This window comes from Streptomyces sp. NPDC048442, assembly GCF_040651475.1.
GTDB lineage: Bacteria > Actinomycetota > Actinomycetes > Streptomycetales > Streptomycetaceae > Streptomyces.
The window spans coordinates 84,424-100,239 of record NZ_JBEZKB010000011.1 but is presented as its reverse complement, the minus strand read 5'-3'; the positions used below and the strand labels follow the sequence as shown (position 1 = coordinate 100,239).

Annotated in this window: 10 protein-coding genes; 3 read left to right on the top strand and 7 right to left on the bottom strand. The window is 68.6% G+C overall.

All coding sequences use genetic code 11. The annotated features are described in order from the left end of the window. The first annotated feature begins 31 nt into the window (after window positions 1-31). Window positions 32-667: a DUF1345 domain-containing protein gene (locus AB0D18_RS18715; protein WP_362419189.1), complete on the top strand. Its 636-nt coding sequence runs from the start codon at window positions 32-34 to the stop codon at window positions 665-667. A gap of 58 nt (window positions 668-725) precedes the next feature. Here the strand turns inward: AB0D18_RS18715 and AB0D18_RS18710 are convergent, their stop codons facing one another. After that, on the bottom strand, window positions 726-2,006 hold the full coding sequence (locus AB0D18_RS18710) for a DUF3533 domain-containing protein (RefSeq protein WP_362419186.1): 1,281 nt from the start codon (window positions 2,004-2,006) through the stop codon (window positions 726-728). 278 nt (window positions 2,007-2,284) lie between these two features. Between AB0D18_RS18710 and AB0D18_RS18705 the strand changes: the two genes are divergently transcribed. Both AB0D18_RS18705 and AB0D18_RS18700 read left to right on the top strand, forming a co-directional pair. Then, the gene (locus tag AB0D18_RS18705) at window positions 2,285-3,154 is read left to right on the top strand and encodes a 3-hydroxyacyl-CoA dehydrogenase family protein (protein ID WP_362419183.1); all 870 of its coding nucleotides are present in this window, start codon (window positions 2,285-2,287) and stop codon (window positions 3,152-3,154) included. Between the two features lie 20 nt (window positions 3,155-3,174). Then, complete coding sequence (locus AB0D18_RS18700; protein ID WP_362419180.1) at window positions 3,175-4,464, top strand: amidohydrolase; 1,290 nt, start codon at window positions 3,175-3,177, stop codon at window positions 4,462-4,464. A gap of 436 nt (window positions 4,465-4,900) precedes the next feature. Here the strand turns inward: AB0D18_RS18700 and AB0D18_RS18695 are convergent, their stop codons facing one another. From AB0D18_RS18695 to csb2, 6 genes are all read right to left on the bottom strand, one after another. Continuing rightward, a complete protein-coding gene (locus AB0D18_RS18695; protein WP_362419177.1) occupies window positions 4,901-7,213 on the bottom strand; it encodes an FdhF/YdeP family oxidoreductase in 2,313 nt (770 codons plus the stop codon). Between the two features lie 129 nt (window positions 7,214-7,342). Then, entirely contained in the window at window positions 7,343-7,807 is a 465-nt protein-coding gene (locus tag AB0D18_RS18690; RefSeq protein ID WP_362419174.1) for a GreA/GreB family elongation factor, read from the bottom strand. An 80-nt stretch (window positions 7,808-7,887) separates the two neighbouring features. Next, entirely contained in the window at window positions 7,888-10,494 is a 2,607-nt protein-coding gene (locus tag AB0D18_RS18685; protein WP_362419171.1) for an AAA family ATPase, read from the bottom strand. Window positions 10,495-10,981: 487 nt separating this feature from the next. Then, window positions 10,982-13,261, bottom strand: a complete 2,280-nt coding sequence (locus AB0D18_RS18680; RefSeq protein ID WP_362419168.1) for a LuxR C-terminal-related transcriptional regulator — start codon at window positions 13,259-13,261, stop codon at window positions 10,982-10,984. Beyond that, window positions 13,246-14,340 carry a type I-U CRISPR-associated helicase/endonuclease Cas3 gene (gene cas3u, locus AB0D18_RS18675; RefSeq protein ID WP_362419165.1) on the bottom strand — a complete coding sequence of 365 codons (1,095 nt, stop codon included), beginning with the start codon at window positions 14,338-14,340 and terminating at the stop codon, window positions 13,246-13,248. The genes AB0D18_RS18680 and cas3u overlap by 16 nt, the downstream gene beginning before the upstream one ends. Next, window positions 14,340-15,797: a type I-U CRISPR-associated protein Csb2 gene (gene csb2, locus AB0D18_RS18670; RefSeq protein ID WP_362419162.1), complete on the bottom strand. Its 1,458-nt coding sequence runs from the start codon at window positions 15,795-15,797 to the stop codon at window positions 14,340-14,342. The genes cas3u and csb2 overlap by 1 nt, the downstream gene beginning before the upstream one ends. Window positions 15,798-15,816 lie beyond the last annotated feature (19 nt).

The window sequence follows — 15,816 nt, the reverse complement described above, 5'->3', positions numbered from 1 at the left end:
GGCGGTCCCGAGTGCGAAGTCTGAGGTGCTCATGAACCGTCGGCCGATGCTCTCCGCCGTCCCCCGTCTCGGCTGCGCCGCGGTTCTCGGCGCAGCAGCCGGCGCGGGTGTCGCTGTGCCCGCGGGTGCGCCGCTGGGCGCACTGGTGGGCATCGCCACCGCGCTGACGCTGTTTGTCGTGGCGGGCTGGCTCGTCCTGTGGCCGATGGACGCCTCCACCACCCGGCGCAACGTCGGGCGGGAGGAGTTCCGGCCCATCGTCGAGGAAACGGCTGTCGTCGTGGCCGCTCTCGGCGGCCTGGTCGCCATTGTGCTGCTGCTCGTGGTCGGTGACTCGGACCTGAGTCACGCGGGGGCCGCGACTGCCCTGTGCGGGGTGTTCATGGCGTGGGCGGCTCTCCACTTGATGTACGCCACTCGCTACGCCTACCACTACTACGCGGAGCCCGGCGGCGGAATCGACTTCAACTCGCAGGAGCCACCGCGCTACAGCGACTTCTTCTACTTCAGTTACAACCTGGGAATGACCTATCAGGTCTCCGACAACAATGTCTCCACGACACAGCTGCGCGCCGTTGTTCTGCGGCACTGTCTGCTGTCCTACGTCTTCGGCGCCAGCATCCTGGCCACGGCGATCAACCTCGTCACAGGGATCATCACCGGGTGAGACGGCTCGCGGACCGCAGCCGTCTCACCCGTGCTGCGGCTCGCGGGCGGCAGCCGTGTCACTCGGGCTGAGGCACCAAGCGGTGCAGCCCCTTGCGGTCGTAGTACCGCGTCATGAGGAATCCGAAGACGAGGGCCACCGCGACACCGACCCCGATCATGCTCCAGCCACGGGTCAGTCCGGCATCCGCGCGCGCGTCGAAGTACAGGATCGCCCGGATTCCGGCGACGAGTTGGTGCATCGGTTCGAAGGTGCCCAGGAAGCGGTAGAAGCCGGGCACGGCCTCCAGCGGGATGGTGGCGCCGGAGGAAGGCAGGGCCAGGGCGATGAAGAAAAACATCGACACGAGCTGTCCGATGTTCCCGAACGCCGCGTTGATCGCCTGCACTCCGAGTCCCACGCTCAGGCAGGCGCAGTACGAGAACAGCGCCAGCATGGGCAGATGGTCGGCGTCCATGCCCAGGACGGCGATGCACGCCGCCATCACCAGCGCGGTGGTCAGTACGGACAGCCCCGCGGTCATGGCCATCTTGAGCAGCAGGGTCTGCGTGCGGCTGATCGGAACCGTGGGGTGGCGCCGGTGCCAGGGGCCGATCTCCACGTCGGCGTAACCGAGCGCGGTGTCGACGGCGTTGTGGATGATGTTGCCGCCCAGGAATCCCGCGAGTACGAGCAGCAGTACGTAGTAGAAGGCACTCAGCCCCAGGCCGCTGTGCCCGCCCAGGGCGAGCCCCGGCTTCGTCAGCACGGTGACGGGGTCGGCGAACAGCAGGCGGGCCGCGGAGTCGGTGTCCGCGAGCCCGGGCGAGGCCATGAGCTGCTTCCCGATGCCCGCCGACGCGCCGTGCGCCGCCCGCTCGGAGATCTTGGCGGCCATCGACGAACCGAGGCTGCCCATTCCGGGGTTCGTGAGCACGGTCAGTGTCGGCCGACTGGCGCTGGGCCCTCCCAGCGACCGGACGGCAGCGGTGAAGTCGGCGGGAACGATCAGGGCGCCGTAGACCTTCCCCGAGGCCAGCTGATCCTTCGCAGCCGCCATGTCCAGGCGCCGCCACTGCACGCTCTCCGGCGCGGTGGAAGAGGCGATCCGATCGGTGGCCTGCGTGCCCAGGTTCTGCTGTGCCCCGGGCAGCGGTTTGCCGGAGTCCTGGTTCACCAGGGCGATCGGCAGTCGGTGCAGGCTGCTGTCCGGGGTGAGGATGCCTCCCATGTAGAGCAGGGAGAGAACCAGGGCGACCAGCCCGCAAAGTACGCCGGGTGCGAGCCACAGCTTTCCGCGGAGCAACAGGGATCCGGCGTTCGCCGTGGATCCGGAGGATCGCGTGCGGTGGGAAGGCATGGAGCTCCACGGGATGTCGAGGGCGGCTGGTTCGCCCAGGGCACTGCGGAGCGTAGGTGCGGCCGGGACAGCGGCAGGTGTGCCACACCAGCCCGCTTTTCGTACTCGCCCGAACGGGCCACCCGGGTCGTGCGGCGCCGGATGCCGTCAGAAGGTGAGGGATCAGACGGTGGGAGAGAGGCGAGCCGGCCTGCGGAGGCCGCCCCCTCCGGCGAGCCGGCCCGCGGGAGGCCGCCCCCTCCGGCGCACCACCCGAACAACAGAGCGCGGGAGCAGACATGACCTTTACCCTGCCCACGGACATCCAGAACCGTCCGGTCGCCGTCATCGGCGCAGGCACCCTCGGCCGGCGGATCGCCTTGATGTTCGCCACCCGCGGCGGCCTGGTGCGGATCTACGACAAGTCGCCGCAGGCGGGCGACGCGGCGCGAGCCTACGTGGAGGAGCACGTCAGTGAGGTCGCGGCAGGGATCGAAGGCGGAAAGCCGGGGCGGGTCACGGTCACCGACGACATGGCCGAGGCGTTGCTGGACGCCTGGCTGGTGGTGGAAGCCGTACCGGAGCGACTCGACCTCAAGAAGGAAGTCTTCGGAGAGCTGGACCGGGTAGCGCGGCCGGACACGATCCTGGCCAGCAACTCCTCGTCGTACGCGACAAGTGAGTTCATCGACCGGGTCGAACACCCCGAGCGCGTACTGAACGTGCACTTCTACATGCCGCCGCACCAGGACGCGGTCGACCTCATGTCCGACGGGCACACGGACCCGGGAATCTTCGACCTGCTCAAGCGCGAACTGCCGCTCTTCGGGATCTTCCCGTTCGTGGCACGCAAGGAGTCCACGGGCTTCATCTTCAATCGCGTCTGGGCCGCGATCAAGCGCGAGGCGCTGGAGGTCGTGGCCGAAGGCGTGTCCACACCCGAGGACGTGGACGCGATGTGGAAGCTCAACACGGGGCTGGCGACCGGCCCCTTCCGGATGATGGACCAAGTCGGTCTTGACGTCGTCCTGGACATCGAGAACCACTATGCAGCGGAACGCCCCTATCTGCCCGCCGGCCCCCGCGAGCTGCTGAAACGGTACGTGGACGCCGGGAAGCTGGGCGTGAAGTCCGGTCAGGGCTTCTACACGTACGACACCCCGAGCTGACGCTGTCCGGGAGCCGGCCAATGAGCACCGAGCCGATGTACGAAGCGTTCGACGCCCGCGCGTCAGCGGTCGAGCCGCAGGTCATCGAGTGGCGCCACCATTTCCACCAGAACCCGGAGCTGTCCAACCGCGAGATCAACACCGCCGCGCTGATCGCCGGGCACCTGACGTCCCTGAAGCTGGACGAGGTCCGTACCGGAATCTCGGGGCACGGCGTCGTGGGTGTCCTCCACGGGGGCCGGCCCGGCGAGAGAGTGATCGCACTGCGCGCCGACATCGACGCGCTGCCGGTCAAGGACGAGTCGGGCGAGGAGTTCGCCTCCACCTTCGTGGACGAGGACTATCCCGGTGGACCGTTCCCCGTGGCGCACGCCTGTGGGCACGACGGACACATCGCGATGCTGATGGGCGCCGCCACCGTTCTGGCCGGCTTACGAGAACAGCTGCCCGGTACGGTCCTGTTTGTCTTCCAGCCCGCCGAGGAGGGCGCCCCGCCCGGCGAGGAGTCCGGAGCCCGGAAGATGCTCGCCGAAGGAGCCTGCGACGACCCGGTGCCGACGATGGTGTTCGGCATGCACCTGGGCCCGCTGCCCAACGGGTACGTCGGCTACCGCATCGGCAACCAGTTCGGCGCCTCCTGCATGGTCAAGGTCGTGATCACCGGGCAGCAAGTGCACGGCTCCACCCCGTGGATGGGCATCGACCCAATGCCCGCGGCAGGTGCCCTCGCAGTGGGCATCGGCCAGCTGTACCGGCAGCTCCCGGCCTTTGACCCGGTCACGGTCACCATCGGACACATCGAGGATGTCGGCCGCTTCAACATCGTGCCCGAGACGATCACACTGTGGGGCACCGTCCGCTGCACGGTCGAGGACGACATGACCGAGGTCCAAAAGCGGCTGGCGACCCTGGCTGAGCAGACCGCCGCCGCCTACAACTGCACGGCCACCGTGGAGTACCTGCAGGAGGTGCCGGCCGTGCACAACTTGCGGGAGTGGATCGACGCGAGCATGCCGACCCTGCGCCGCACGGTCGGAGCCGCCAGAGTCTTCGAGACTCCACCCACGCTCGGTTACGACGACGTCTCGGAGTTCGTCAACAGGTTCGGCGGCGTATACCTGATGCTGGGGGCCCAGGACGGTGAGGTGTCCGGCGACGGAAAGATGGAACCCGCCCCCGGCGGGCGGGGCCTGGTTCCCAACCACAGCCCGCACTTCTACGTCAACGACGACTCTCTGGTGCAGGGCGTACGACTGCACTGCAACATCGCCTACGACCACCTCACGGGCAGGATCGACCCGAAGCGGTGACACCCCAATCGCCGCGGGGGCGCCAAGCGTGCAGCACCTTGCCGGTCCGGGCCGCGGCCAGACCCACGGTCTCCGCCCCGCTGAGCACGTCCCAGTGGGGCAGCAGCGCGGAGACGACCACCACCAGCGCAACGGGTGCGAGCAGGGCCGCCGCAACCCAACCGCCGGGACCCCGGCGGCGCCGACCTGGCCTCGCATGATGCCGGTGGCCAGTCGCTCCAGAGCGATGAGCCCAGAGAGCTGTTGGGCCGGGTTGCCACTGAGAACCTGAACGCGGGCCATCGCGCGCTCCGGGGTGGGCGCGTACGGGCACTGGATCGAATGCGTGCTCAGAACGAAGGAGACGCCTCGTGCCCCAGGCGGCGGTGGTCGAGTGACAACCCCACCGCGGCTTGTTGCTGGTGTTCGGCCAGACGCGCGGGCACGGTACGGCGGCTCAGCCAGCGGGTACGACGGTGACCTTGACGTGTTTCATGAGGGGTTGGTCGCTCTGGGTGCTGTAGTCGGCCAGCGCGCACAGCACGTTCATTTCCGGCATGTAGCCGGCGGCGCAGCCTCGGGGGATGTCGTAGGGGATGGCGAGATAGCCGTAGAGATGCCGCTGGCTGCCGTCCCTGGCGGTGCTGGTGATGTCGACCGGATCGAACTCGGCGAGACCGCGTTCGCGCATGTCGTCCTTGTTCATGAAGACGAGCGTGCGCAGGTTTTTGATGCCCCGGTAACGGTCGTTGTCGGAGTAGATGGTGGTGTTCCACTGGTCGTGCGAGCGCATCGTGCCGAGCGCCAGGGTCCCCGGTGCCGGCACGACATCGGGCAGCGGGGCGGAGGAGAACTCGGCACGGCCCGAGGGGGTGAGGAAGACCAGTTCGCGGGCGGGTTGCTTGATGCGGAAGCCGAGCGGCAGGCGCACTCGGCGGTTGCAGTCCTCGAAGCCGTCCAGGACCTGGGCCATGGTGTCGCGGACGCGGTCGTAGTCCTCCACGTACCACTCCCACGGGGTGGCGCTGTCGGGCAGGGCGGCACGGGCCATGCCCGCGATGATGGCGGGCTCGGACAGCAGGTGCTTCGAGGCCGGCCGCTTCATTCCGACCGACAGGTGCACCATGCTCATCGAGTCCTCGACCGAGGTGCTCTGGATTCCACTGCGCTGCTGGTCCTTCTCGGTGCGGCCCAGGCACGGCAGGATGAGCGCCTGGCGGCCGTGGACGAGGTGACTGCGGTTGAGCTTGGTGCTCACCTGGACGGTCAGCTCGCAGTTGCGCAGCGCTTCGTAGGTGTACGGAGTGTCGGGCGCGGCAAGGGCGAAGTTGCCGCCCATGCCTACGAACACCTTGACGTCTCCGCGGTGCATGGCCCGGATGGTGCCGATGGTGTCGAGGCCGTGCTCGCGGGGCGGGTCGATTCCGCAGGCCTCGGCGAGGCGGTCGAGGAAGGCGCCGGTGGGCCGGTGGTCGATGCCGCAGGTGCGGTTGCCCTGGACGTTGCTGTGTCCGCGGACCGGGGACGGGCCCGCGCCCTCGCGGCCCAGATTGCCCCGCAGCAGCAGAACGTTGACGATCTCCCGCACGGTGTCGACGCCGTGCTCGTGCTGGGTGACGCCCAAGCACCAGCTGATGATGCTGCGGTCGGCCTCGCGGTATACGCGGGCAGCCTTGAGGATGTCGGCGCGGCTCAGCCCGGACTGGCGCTCGATCTCGTCCCAGGAAGAGGCCTCGCAGAGCGTCCGGTACTCCTCGAAGCCGCTGGTGTGGCGGTCGATGAACTCCCGGTCCAGGGCCTTGGGGTCGGTCTTGGCCTGTTCCAGGACGGTCTTGGCGATGCCGCGGAGGAAGGCCATGTCTCCGCCGATGCGCACCTGCAGGTTCAGCGTGCTGGTTCTCGTCGACCTGAACAGGGCCATGTCCGTGAAGTCGTGCGGAATGATCGTCCGCGTCGCCGCCGCCTCGACGAGCGGATTGACGTGCACGACCTGCGCCCCACGGCGGTAGGCCTCGGCGAGGGCGGTGAGCATGCGGGGCGCGTTCGAGGCAGCGTTGACTCCCATGATGAACAGGGCGTCGGTGCTCTCCCAGTCCTTGAGGTCGCACGTCCCCTTGCCGGTGCCCAAAGACGCCTGCATGGCCCTGCCGCTCGCCTCGTGGCACATGTTGGAACAGTCCGGCAGGTTGTTCGTGCCCAGCTCCCGCGCCCACAGCTGGTACAGGAAGGTCGCCTCGTTACCGAGCCTGCCCGAGGTGTAGAACGACACCTGATGCGGGCTCTCCAGATCCCGCAGAGTTCTCCCGACCCGCTCGAACGCGTCCTTCCAGCTGATGGGTACGTAGCGGTCGCTCTCGGCGTCGTAGGCCATCGGCTCGGTCAGCCGGCCCTGGTCCTCCAGCGCGAAGTCGCTCCACTGCGACAGCTCGCTCACCGAGTGCCGGGCGAAAAACTCGCGCCCGACCCGCTTGGGCGTCATCTCCCAGCTGACGTGCTTGATGCCGTTCTCGCAGATGTCCAGCCGCAGGCCCTTGAGGTCGTCCGGCCAGGCGCAACCCGGGCAGTCGAAGCCGCCGTTCTCATGGTTCATCTTCATGATCGCCCGCGGCCCGTCCACCAGTTCGCGCTCGCGCACCAGGAACTTCGTCACGCTCTTGGCGGCGCCCCAGCCCGCGGCGGGGTGGTGGTAGGGGCGGAATTCCGGTTCGCCGGGGGAGGCGGGACCCGTGGTGGGCTCCACGCCCTCCGGCTTGTCGTGGGAGGCGTTCATGGCACTTACCCTTCCGCCACTGAGGCGTAAGCCTGCACTCCGGCTCGTCCAGCCGTTGGATGAATACCCGGCAGCCCTTCGAGACGCTGGGGAAGGGTACTGCCGGTGAACCGGATCGGACCGGCAGGCTCAGCCTGCCCCGAGCGAGATGATGGTCGCGCCGGACGGGCCGCCGGGCGTGTCGTAAGTGACCGTGTCACCGGCAGCACGGCCGAGAAGGGCACGACCGAGCGGGCTGTCTGCCGTCACCTCCGTCTGATCCAGCGGTTCGGCGACCTCGCCGATCTGGAGCGTCTGCACGACGCCGTCGGTCAAACGCACGGTGACCGTACTGCCCACGCCCACCACATCACTGGAGGGCGGGCCCGCGGTGTCCGCCTCGCGGAGTCTCAGCGTGATCGTCTCGATGCGGGCATCCAGGTGCCCGAGGTCGTTGGACCGCTGCAACTCGTCGGCCTGGTCCGCGCGGTCGCCCTCGTAGTCGCCGTCGCGCAGCGTGGACGCCACCTTCGCGCGTTCTTCGCGCAGGCCGGCGAGCTCTTCCTCCAGACCGCGACGTGCCGTGGCGCTGATCGGTTCCGGCTGACTGGTCATGGATACTCCCGCTGAATCGATTCCAGTGGCCTTCACGACGGGTGAGCAGTCCCCGGAAGGCAGATGCAGAGCTGCGTGCGTCAGGGCCGATCCGCGCCTGCCCCCTCGTCGGCCGGTGCGGCATGTGAGGTCGTGGCCGCAGACTCAGCAACGGACACCGCGGACGTGTCGGCGGCATCCGCGGAGCCCTCCTCGTCCCCCTCGCTCGAAGGCGCCTTTCGCACGGTGCAATGGAGCGAGTCGTTCTGCACGTCGGCGACGAGGGTGTCTCCGGGATCCGCCTCACCACCGAGGAGAAGTGACGCGATGCGGTTGTCGAGCTCCGCCTGGATCGTCCGGCGCAGCGGACGGGCACCGAACTCCGGCTGGAAGCCGTGGGCGAGGAGCAGCTTCTTGGCGGCTTCGGTGACCTCGAGGTGCAAGCCCTGCGCGTGCACCCGGTGCTGGCTCTGAGCCAGCAAGTGGTCCACGATCCGGCCGAGATCCTCCTCGGTGAGGCTGTGGAAGATGACGATGTCGTCGATGCGATTGAGGAACTCGGGCAGGAACCGGGCCCGCAGCTCGTCCATCAGCTCGTCCTTGATCTCGGACGTGTCGCCCCGATGCTCCAGGATGCGATGCGCGCCGATATTGGACGTCATGATGACGACGCAGTGACGGAAGTCGACCGAGCGGCCCTGGCCGTCCGTCAGACGGCCGTCGTCGAGTACTTGCAGCAGCGTGTTGAAGACGTCCGGGTGGGCCTTCTCCACCTCGTCGAACAGCACCACGCTGTACGGCTGACGGCGCACCTTCTCGGTGAGCTGGCCCGCCTCCTCGTAGCCGACGTATCCGGGCGGGGCCCCGACGAGCCGCGCGACTGTGTGCTTCTCCTGGAACTCGCTCATATCGAAGCGGACCATGCGGTCCTCGTCACCGAAGAGCAGCTCGGCGAGCGTCTTGGCCAGCTCCGTTTTTCCCACTCCGGTGGGACCGAGGAAGAGGAACGAACCCACCGGGCGGTTCGGGTCGCCCATCCCGGCCCGGTTGCGGCGTACCGCCTGCGAAACGACCGTGACCGCCTCGTCCTGGCCGACGATGCGGGCGTGCATCTCCTCTTCGAGCCTGAGGAGCTTCTCCTTCTCACTCGCGGTGAGCTGGGAGACGGGGATGCCCGTGCGCCGGGAGACGATGTCCGCGATGTCGTTCGCCGTGACCGAGACGACGCCCTCGCGGCGCTCCTGCACCCCGGCGAGCTCGCCCGTCGCTTCGGCGATCTGCCCCTTCAGCTCCGAGGCCCTGTCGTAATCCTCCGCGGACACAGCCTGGTCCAGCTCGCGGCGCAGCTTGGCGACACGGTCCTCACGACTGACCACCTCGGTGGAGCGGCCCGCACTGCGCAGCCGTACGCGCGCGCCGGCCTGGTCCATCAGGTCGATCGCCTTGTCCGGCAGGAACCGGTCGCTGATGTAGCGGTCGGACAGTTCCGCTGCCGCTGCCAACGCACCGTCGGCGAAACGGACTTGGTGGTGCGCCTCGTAGGCGTCCCGTAGCCCCTCCAGGATCTGCACCGTCTCCTCGACGGTCGGCTCGGGAATCAGCACCGGCTGAAAGCGGCGTTCGAGCGCGGCATCCTTCTCGATGTGTTTGCGGTACTCGTCGATGGTCGTCGCGCCCACCACGTGCAGCTCTCCGCGCGCCAGGGCGGGCTTGAGCATGTTGCCCGCGTCCATCGAACCCTCGCCGGTGGCACCGGCCCCGACCACCGTGTGGAGTTCGTCGATGAACAGGATGATGTCGCCGCTTGTCTTCTGGACGTCCTCGATGACCTTCTTCAGCCGCTCCTCGAACTGGCCGCGGTACTGTGCGCCGGCCACCATCGCAGACAGGTCGAGGGAGACCACACGCTTGTCCTTCAAGGTGTCGGGGATCTCCCCGGCGACGATGCGCTGGGCCAGGCCCTCGACGATGGCGGTCTTCCCGACGCCGGGTTCCCCAATGAGCACGGGGTTGTTCTTGGAGCGGCGCGAGAGGATTTCGACGGTCTGCTCGATCTCTTCGGCCCGCCCGACGACCGGGTCGAGCCTGCCGGCCTTCGCCTCTTCCGTCAGGTCACGGCCGAACTCGTCCAGACTTGTGGAGGGTTGCTTCTGATCAGCCGGGACACCGTCCGCACGGGCAGTCTGATCAGTGAGGTGCGAGAGCCTCTTCGGGTCCAGGCCGTCAGCGCGTAGCAGCCGAGCCGCTCCCGTGTCGCGGTCGTCCAGCAGGGCGCTGAGGATGTGCTCGGGCCCGATGTAGGACACCCCTGCCGCCTGCGAGTGGGCGTAGGCGGTGGCGAGCGTGCGCTTGGCTGCCGGCGTGAGCCCCGGTTCGGCGGACGGTTCACTCGATTCCTGGGGGAGAACCTTGGCGATCTCGAGCGCGAGGGCGTCCGGGTCCACGCCTGACTGCGAGAGGATCCGACGGGCGGGATCGACCTTGGTGGCCGCCCACAGAAGATGCTCGGTGTCGAGGTCGGACGTCCCGTCCTCGGCGGCACGCCGAGCAGCCAGGTTGAGGAGTTCCTGCGACGACTCCGTCAGGAGCCGCCCGATGGGTACGCGCTGGACCGCAGGGGGAGAAGACGCCGGAGACATGCCGAAGAAATGATTCAACATTTCACTGAACGGGTCCGTCGAACCAAAGCCGAACGACGACATCGACATGGCAGCTCCTCGCGCGGATGAATTTCCTCCACTCAATCCCGAGACCCGAGACCTCGCAAGCTGACCACCCATGCGTGAAACCGTCCGCGCCCTCCCCGTGAACGGGTCCAGGCTTCGGGCCAACCCGACTCCAGGCTTCGGGCCAACCCGACGGAACCGTCAAGGGCACATGCACGTTCCGTTACGGCATGGCTGTGGGTGCCGGCTGACCTGGCACCACGACGTCCATGCGGCGATCGTCCACGTCGTATCCAAGAAGGACGCGAAACGCCTGCGGGGTCTCCACCTTGCCGCCCGCGCAAGGGCGGCGAGAGCAGCTTCGTCTGTCTCCTGATGCTCAGGGCCCTGACACCGTACGGTGACGTGGTGTTCAACCAGCGGCAGAGGCCGCTGCCACTGAATCGCGCAGGCCCACGAGCTGTGCCCAGAGGTCCAGCAGGGAACGCACCTGTATGAGCTGCTTCATCGGAGACCGACCGCTGGAGGCTCAGCAGCCGTTGGCCCGGCCGACGACTGCCAGAGACTCTGCCGAGATCAGGGCGGCGATCTGTGAGCGGGAGGAGTATCCCAGCTTCGCCAGGATGTGCTCCACGTGTGCGTCGGCCGTCCGTTTGGAGATCACCAGGCGCTCGGCGATCTCCCGGTTCGTCATGTTCCTGGCGACCAGCGCGGCGACTTCACGTTCCCGCTGGGTGAGGTCGCTTGGGGCGGGAGCACGGTGCGGGGCGGGGACGTCGGGCAGCGTGTCCTGGGAGGACAGGGCGAAGGCCACCAGCTGTTCCCGGGACAGTCGCGCGCCCTGGTAGCGGAGGCGTTCCAGCTCTTCGCTGCCCAGCGCCTCCCGGGCAGCGCCGAGCGACTGTGCGTGTACTTGCGTGAGCAGGGGATTGCCCAGCGACCGCCGCTGGTCGAGCAGGTCGAACGGGGTATCCACACCGCCGAAGATCAAAGCAGCACGGTGGTGACGCCCCTGGGCGACGGCCGTCCAGGCGACGACGTCCAGCGTTATACCCAGGTTGAGAACCCCATCGCGCAGATCATGCAGCTCCACGGACCGGCGGCCGGTGCGCTCGGCCGCTTCGATGTCCCCGGTGACGAGGTGAGCGACCGTCATATAGCCGTAGGCGCAGCCCTGGAGGTAACTTTCCCGGCTGTTCTCGCCGGCCAGCCGCACTACCTCGCTCAGAGTTGTGATCCCGGCTTCGGCATGGCCGTTGAGCGCTTGCACCATGCCCAGACGCATGGTCGCAAGCCCCACGTCCATTGCGGTGCCCACGGCACGCAGCTCTTCCAGGGCCGAGGTCAGGTCCACGACTGCCTTCTCGTAATCTCCGAGAAAGCCTGCCGTCTGGCCGGCGCACATCCGGGCCACTGCGATCACTCGTGGATCGCCCAGCTGTTCGGCCTGCTCGTGCATCTCGTGGGCAAGCCTCTTCGCGGTGGCATGATCGCCCTGGAGGTCGGCGAACGTGGCGGCCCACTGCTGCCCCCGCGCACGCTCGGGCGATGCTTCCGGCTGCTGCGCCAGAGCCAACTCCAGCCAGTGACAGGCCTCGGCGGGCTGCCCGCTACAGAGCCAGTACGGCCACATGGTAGCTGCCAGGGGCAGCAGCGCACCTTCGGCGTGGGCGTACTCCAGAGCGGCACGGAGGTTCTCGTGTTCAGGCAGCAAGGCCTTGTACAGGGGCACTTGATCGGAGCTGAAGAACAGGCTTTCGAAGCGTTGCAGGCGGCTCTGGTAGTACGAGATCAGGCGGTGCCTGCCGGTCGTGGTTTCGCCGAGCTTCTCCAGGTATTCAGCACCGAACTCACGAATGGTGTCCAGCATTCGGTAAGAGGGACCGCGCCGCAGCAGCACCGACTTGTCCACCAGGCCGATCAGCGCGTCCACCGCGACGTCGGTGGACAGCTGGAGGTCTGTACATACGGCCTCTACCGCCGCAAGGTCGAAGGAACCGGCGAAGGCCGACAGGCGGGCCCACAGCAGCCGTTCCGCAGGCGAGCACAGTTCATGACTCCACCCGATGGCGGTGCGCAGGGTCTGGTGCCTCGGCAGCGCTCCCTTCCGCCCGCCGTCGAGCAAAGCGAAGCTCTCGGTGAGCCGGGCGGCCAGCTGCTCCAGAGGAAGTGCCCTCAGCCGCACGGCGGTCAGCTCGATGGCCAGCGGAATACCGTCCAGGCGCCGGCACAGGGTGGCAGCGATCCCGCGTTCGTCCTCCGTGAGCCGGAGACCGGGAACGGCCACCGAGGCTCGCTGCTCGAACAGCTCCAGCGCCTCACCTCCTCCTCCATCGCCTGCCGACAGGCCCAGCGGGGCCACGGGCAGAACGTACTCACCGGGGATGTCGAGGGCCTGTCGGCTGGTGGCGAGGATCTTGAGCTGCGGGGCCTGCGACAGCAGCAGGTTGGTCAGCAGGGCGCAGGCGTCGACGAGGTGCTCGCAGGTGTCCAGGACGATCAGCAGCTCACGGTCGGCAACGTACTCGACGACCGCGTCGATCTGCGGCTTACCGGCTTGGACCGACAATCCCAGCGCCTCGGCGACTTTTTCAGGCAGTAGTTCGGGGCCCTTGAGACCGGAGAGCTCGACCAGCCGCACCCCGTCGGCCAGGCCGACGGCGGCCTCGGCCGCCGCCCGCAGTGCGAGCCGGCTCTTGCCGACACCGCCGGGGCCGATCAGAGTCAAGAGGCGCGCCTGGCCGAGAAGCTGCCGAAGCTGAGCCAGTTCGCCGACGCGCCCGACAAAGCTGGTCAGTTCGACGGGCAACTGCCCCGGACGCATCCATGAGGACCCGAACTCCACGTATCTGCCCCCGTATTCACAGTCTGCATGCGTAAGGTTTCCAAGAATAGCGGCCGATGAGGTGCGTGTATGCCTTTCACCACCGTCTGACGGCAGCGGTGACGAGGCCGGATCGGGTACGGATCCTGGCTCGCCGGCAACAGCGCCTCCACCGCCAACCGGGCGGTGACGGCAGACGCTTCGGTGGCGCTCTTGGCCGCAGTCGAGGCGTCCAGCAGGGTCACCCGCCGCTTGGCGCGGAGCCGGCGGCGGGCGACGGGATGGTGGTGGTCCTTCTCGGTCAGCGGATGCCGGGGGCGTCCGTCGCCGCTGGCGGCGGTGGCGGAGAGGCTGACCACCCTCACCGCCCGGTCGGCGAACGTGGGGTCGGTGGCGGTGGCCTGGTAGCGGGCGCAGTCCGCCGCCGTCTCCAACAACGGCAAGGCGATGTGGGCCTCGTCGACGGCCAGGAGGGCGTCGATGCCGCACAGGGCGGCGTCGACCGGGCGCATGCGGGGGCTGGTGTGGTAGCCGCGGAACAACAGGCGGCTGCCGTACTGGTCGACGGTCGAGGTGATCACGGCGGGCTGGGCGGGGGAGCGCAGCCAGCGCGACGCCCAGTCCACCCCGCCGCGCATCCGCACCGTCTCCAGCGCCTGGCCCTCCCCGCCGAGCGCGGCCAGTGCCCGCGCCACCCGCACCACCACCTCCTTCCTGGTCTGTGCCGGGTTCCGGAGGGCCCCCTGGAGGACGTTTTGGAGGGTGGTGGCGTGTTCGTGGGCCTGGTCGACGACGAGGCGGCGGTCGACGACGAAGAACAGCCGCAGCGGCACCGTTCGCGCCTGCCCGTTCGCGTGCTGCCAGGCGAGGAGGAAGATCCAGATGTCGATCAGGCTGGTCTTGCCCAGCCCGGTGGGCACATCGAGGTCCGGCCACACGCCAGACTCCGCCGCTCTCTCCGCGTACGCGGACTGCCAGGGAAACGGCTCATACCCGTGCACCGCCTTGAGGAAGTCGGGAAACTCCTCCAGGTCCACCGGGGCCAGCTTCGGTGTGCTGTCCATCAGGCGTTCCTCCACCCGTCGATGGGCAGGCACAGCCCCAGCCCGAAGTTCTTCTTGCTGCCCAGCACCACCGGCCCCTGCACCGGCCGGTCAAACCGCACCCGCACATGCCTCGCCGGCAACGGCCGCTCACCCGCCTTGCGCCGCAGCGCACCCACCGGCAGCTCCCGCGCCCCCGGCACATACGCGCCGTGCGCCAGCACCTCCACCTCGATCGGCTGCGGGAGCCCGGCAAGCCGACAGCTCACCGCGACGGACTCCTCGATCAGACGGCTGTTGCGCTTGGGAAAGCGGTCCATCACCATTGGCAACGCCGTCGCCCACCGCGCCGACGCCTGCGTCCACCGCTCGGGACGCACCGACTTCAACGTCTCCACCACTGGGCTCCCAGCACCCACATAGGTCAGCGGCACCGGACGCGACAGGGTGGGGACCGCGAGGCGGCGCAGGCCGCCGCCCTGGCGCAGCAGCATCGCCAGCAACGCCCGCCGGTGCCCCGGATCCAGCCCGTGCGGCAGGGCGACCGCGACGCCGCGCAGCCGACCGTCCGCGTGCCGGTGGCCGACGAACGGCAGGGCCAGGTACGCGCACGGCCGAGCACTTTCGCCGGGGGCCTTGTGCCCGTGGACGGCGACCATGGCCTCCACGTCGTGGCCGGCCTCCTCCAGCATCCCCATCACTTTGCTCCGCAACGAGCCCGTGACCGCCATCGTCAGCGCCGCATCCAGCGAGAACGACGGCGGAAACGCGAAGACCACCACGTCCTCGTACGGCCCCGCCACCACCTCGACCACCGGAGCTTCGGGTGCACCGCGCAGCCGGTAGGGGAAGGACCGGGCCTGCTGCCAGGCCGGCTGCCCCTGCTCGTACGCCTCCTGCAACCGCGCCAGATACCCGCCGTACGGCGCCCGCAACTGACGCACCTCAGCACTCTGCTGCTCGAGGGTCGGCTCCCACACCTGCTGCCCGTAGTCCTCCCCGGGGGCGGGGCCGCCGGGGGAGGGCGGAACTACGGCGGCGTGGACGAGGGCGTGCCCGCTGGCCCGCCCCACATACGGGACGGCCTTCGCCAGCATCTCCAGCACCGCCAACACCCCGAGCGGAGGCTCCGCCTGCCACTCAAACTCCACCAACGGCTCACCCAGCGTCCGCTGCGGCCACGTCTTCGGTTTGCCCCCGTTGGTCCGCCCCGGCAACACCGCATGTCCGGGACGGGAGACGGCCGCGTTCACCGGCACCCACGCCGCCCGCGGACTTTCCGCCTCCGCACTCAACACTGGCACCCGCACCACTGGAGGCTGCTGACGCTCCAGCCACTGCAACGCCGCCTTCTGCACCGGATCCTCCGGATCCGCCACCGACACCAGCGAGCAGAAGATCCGCGCCGGGTGCGACGGCCACTCCGCCGACTCCCGGTCCACCGAAGACGCCTGATAGGCGGACTCCAGAAAGTGCACACTCAGACGAAACGGCACA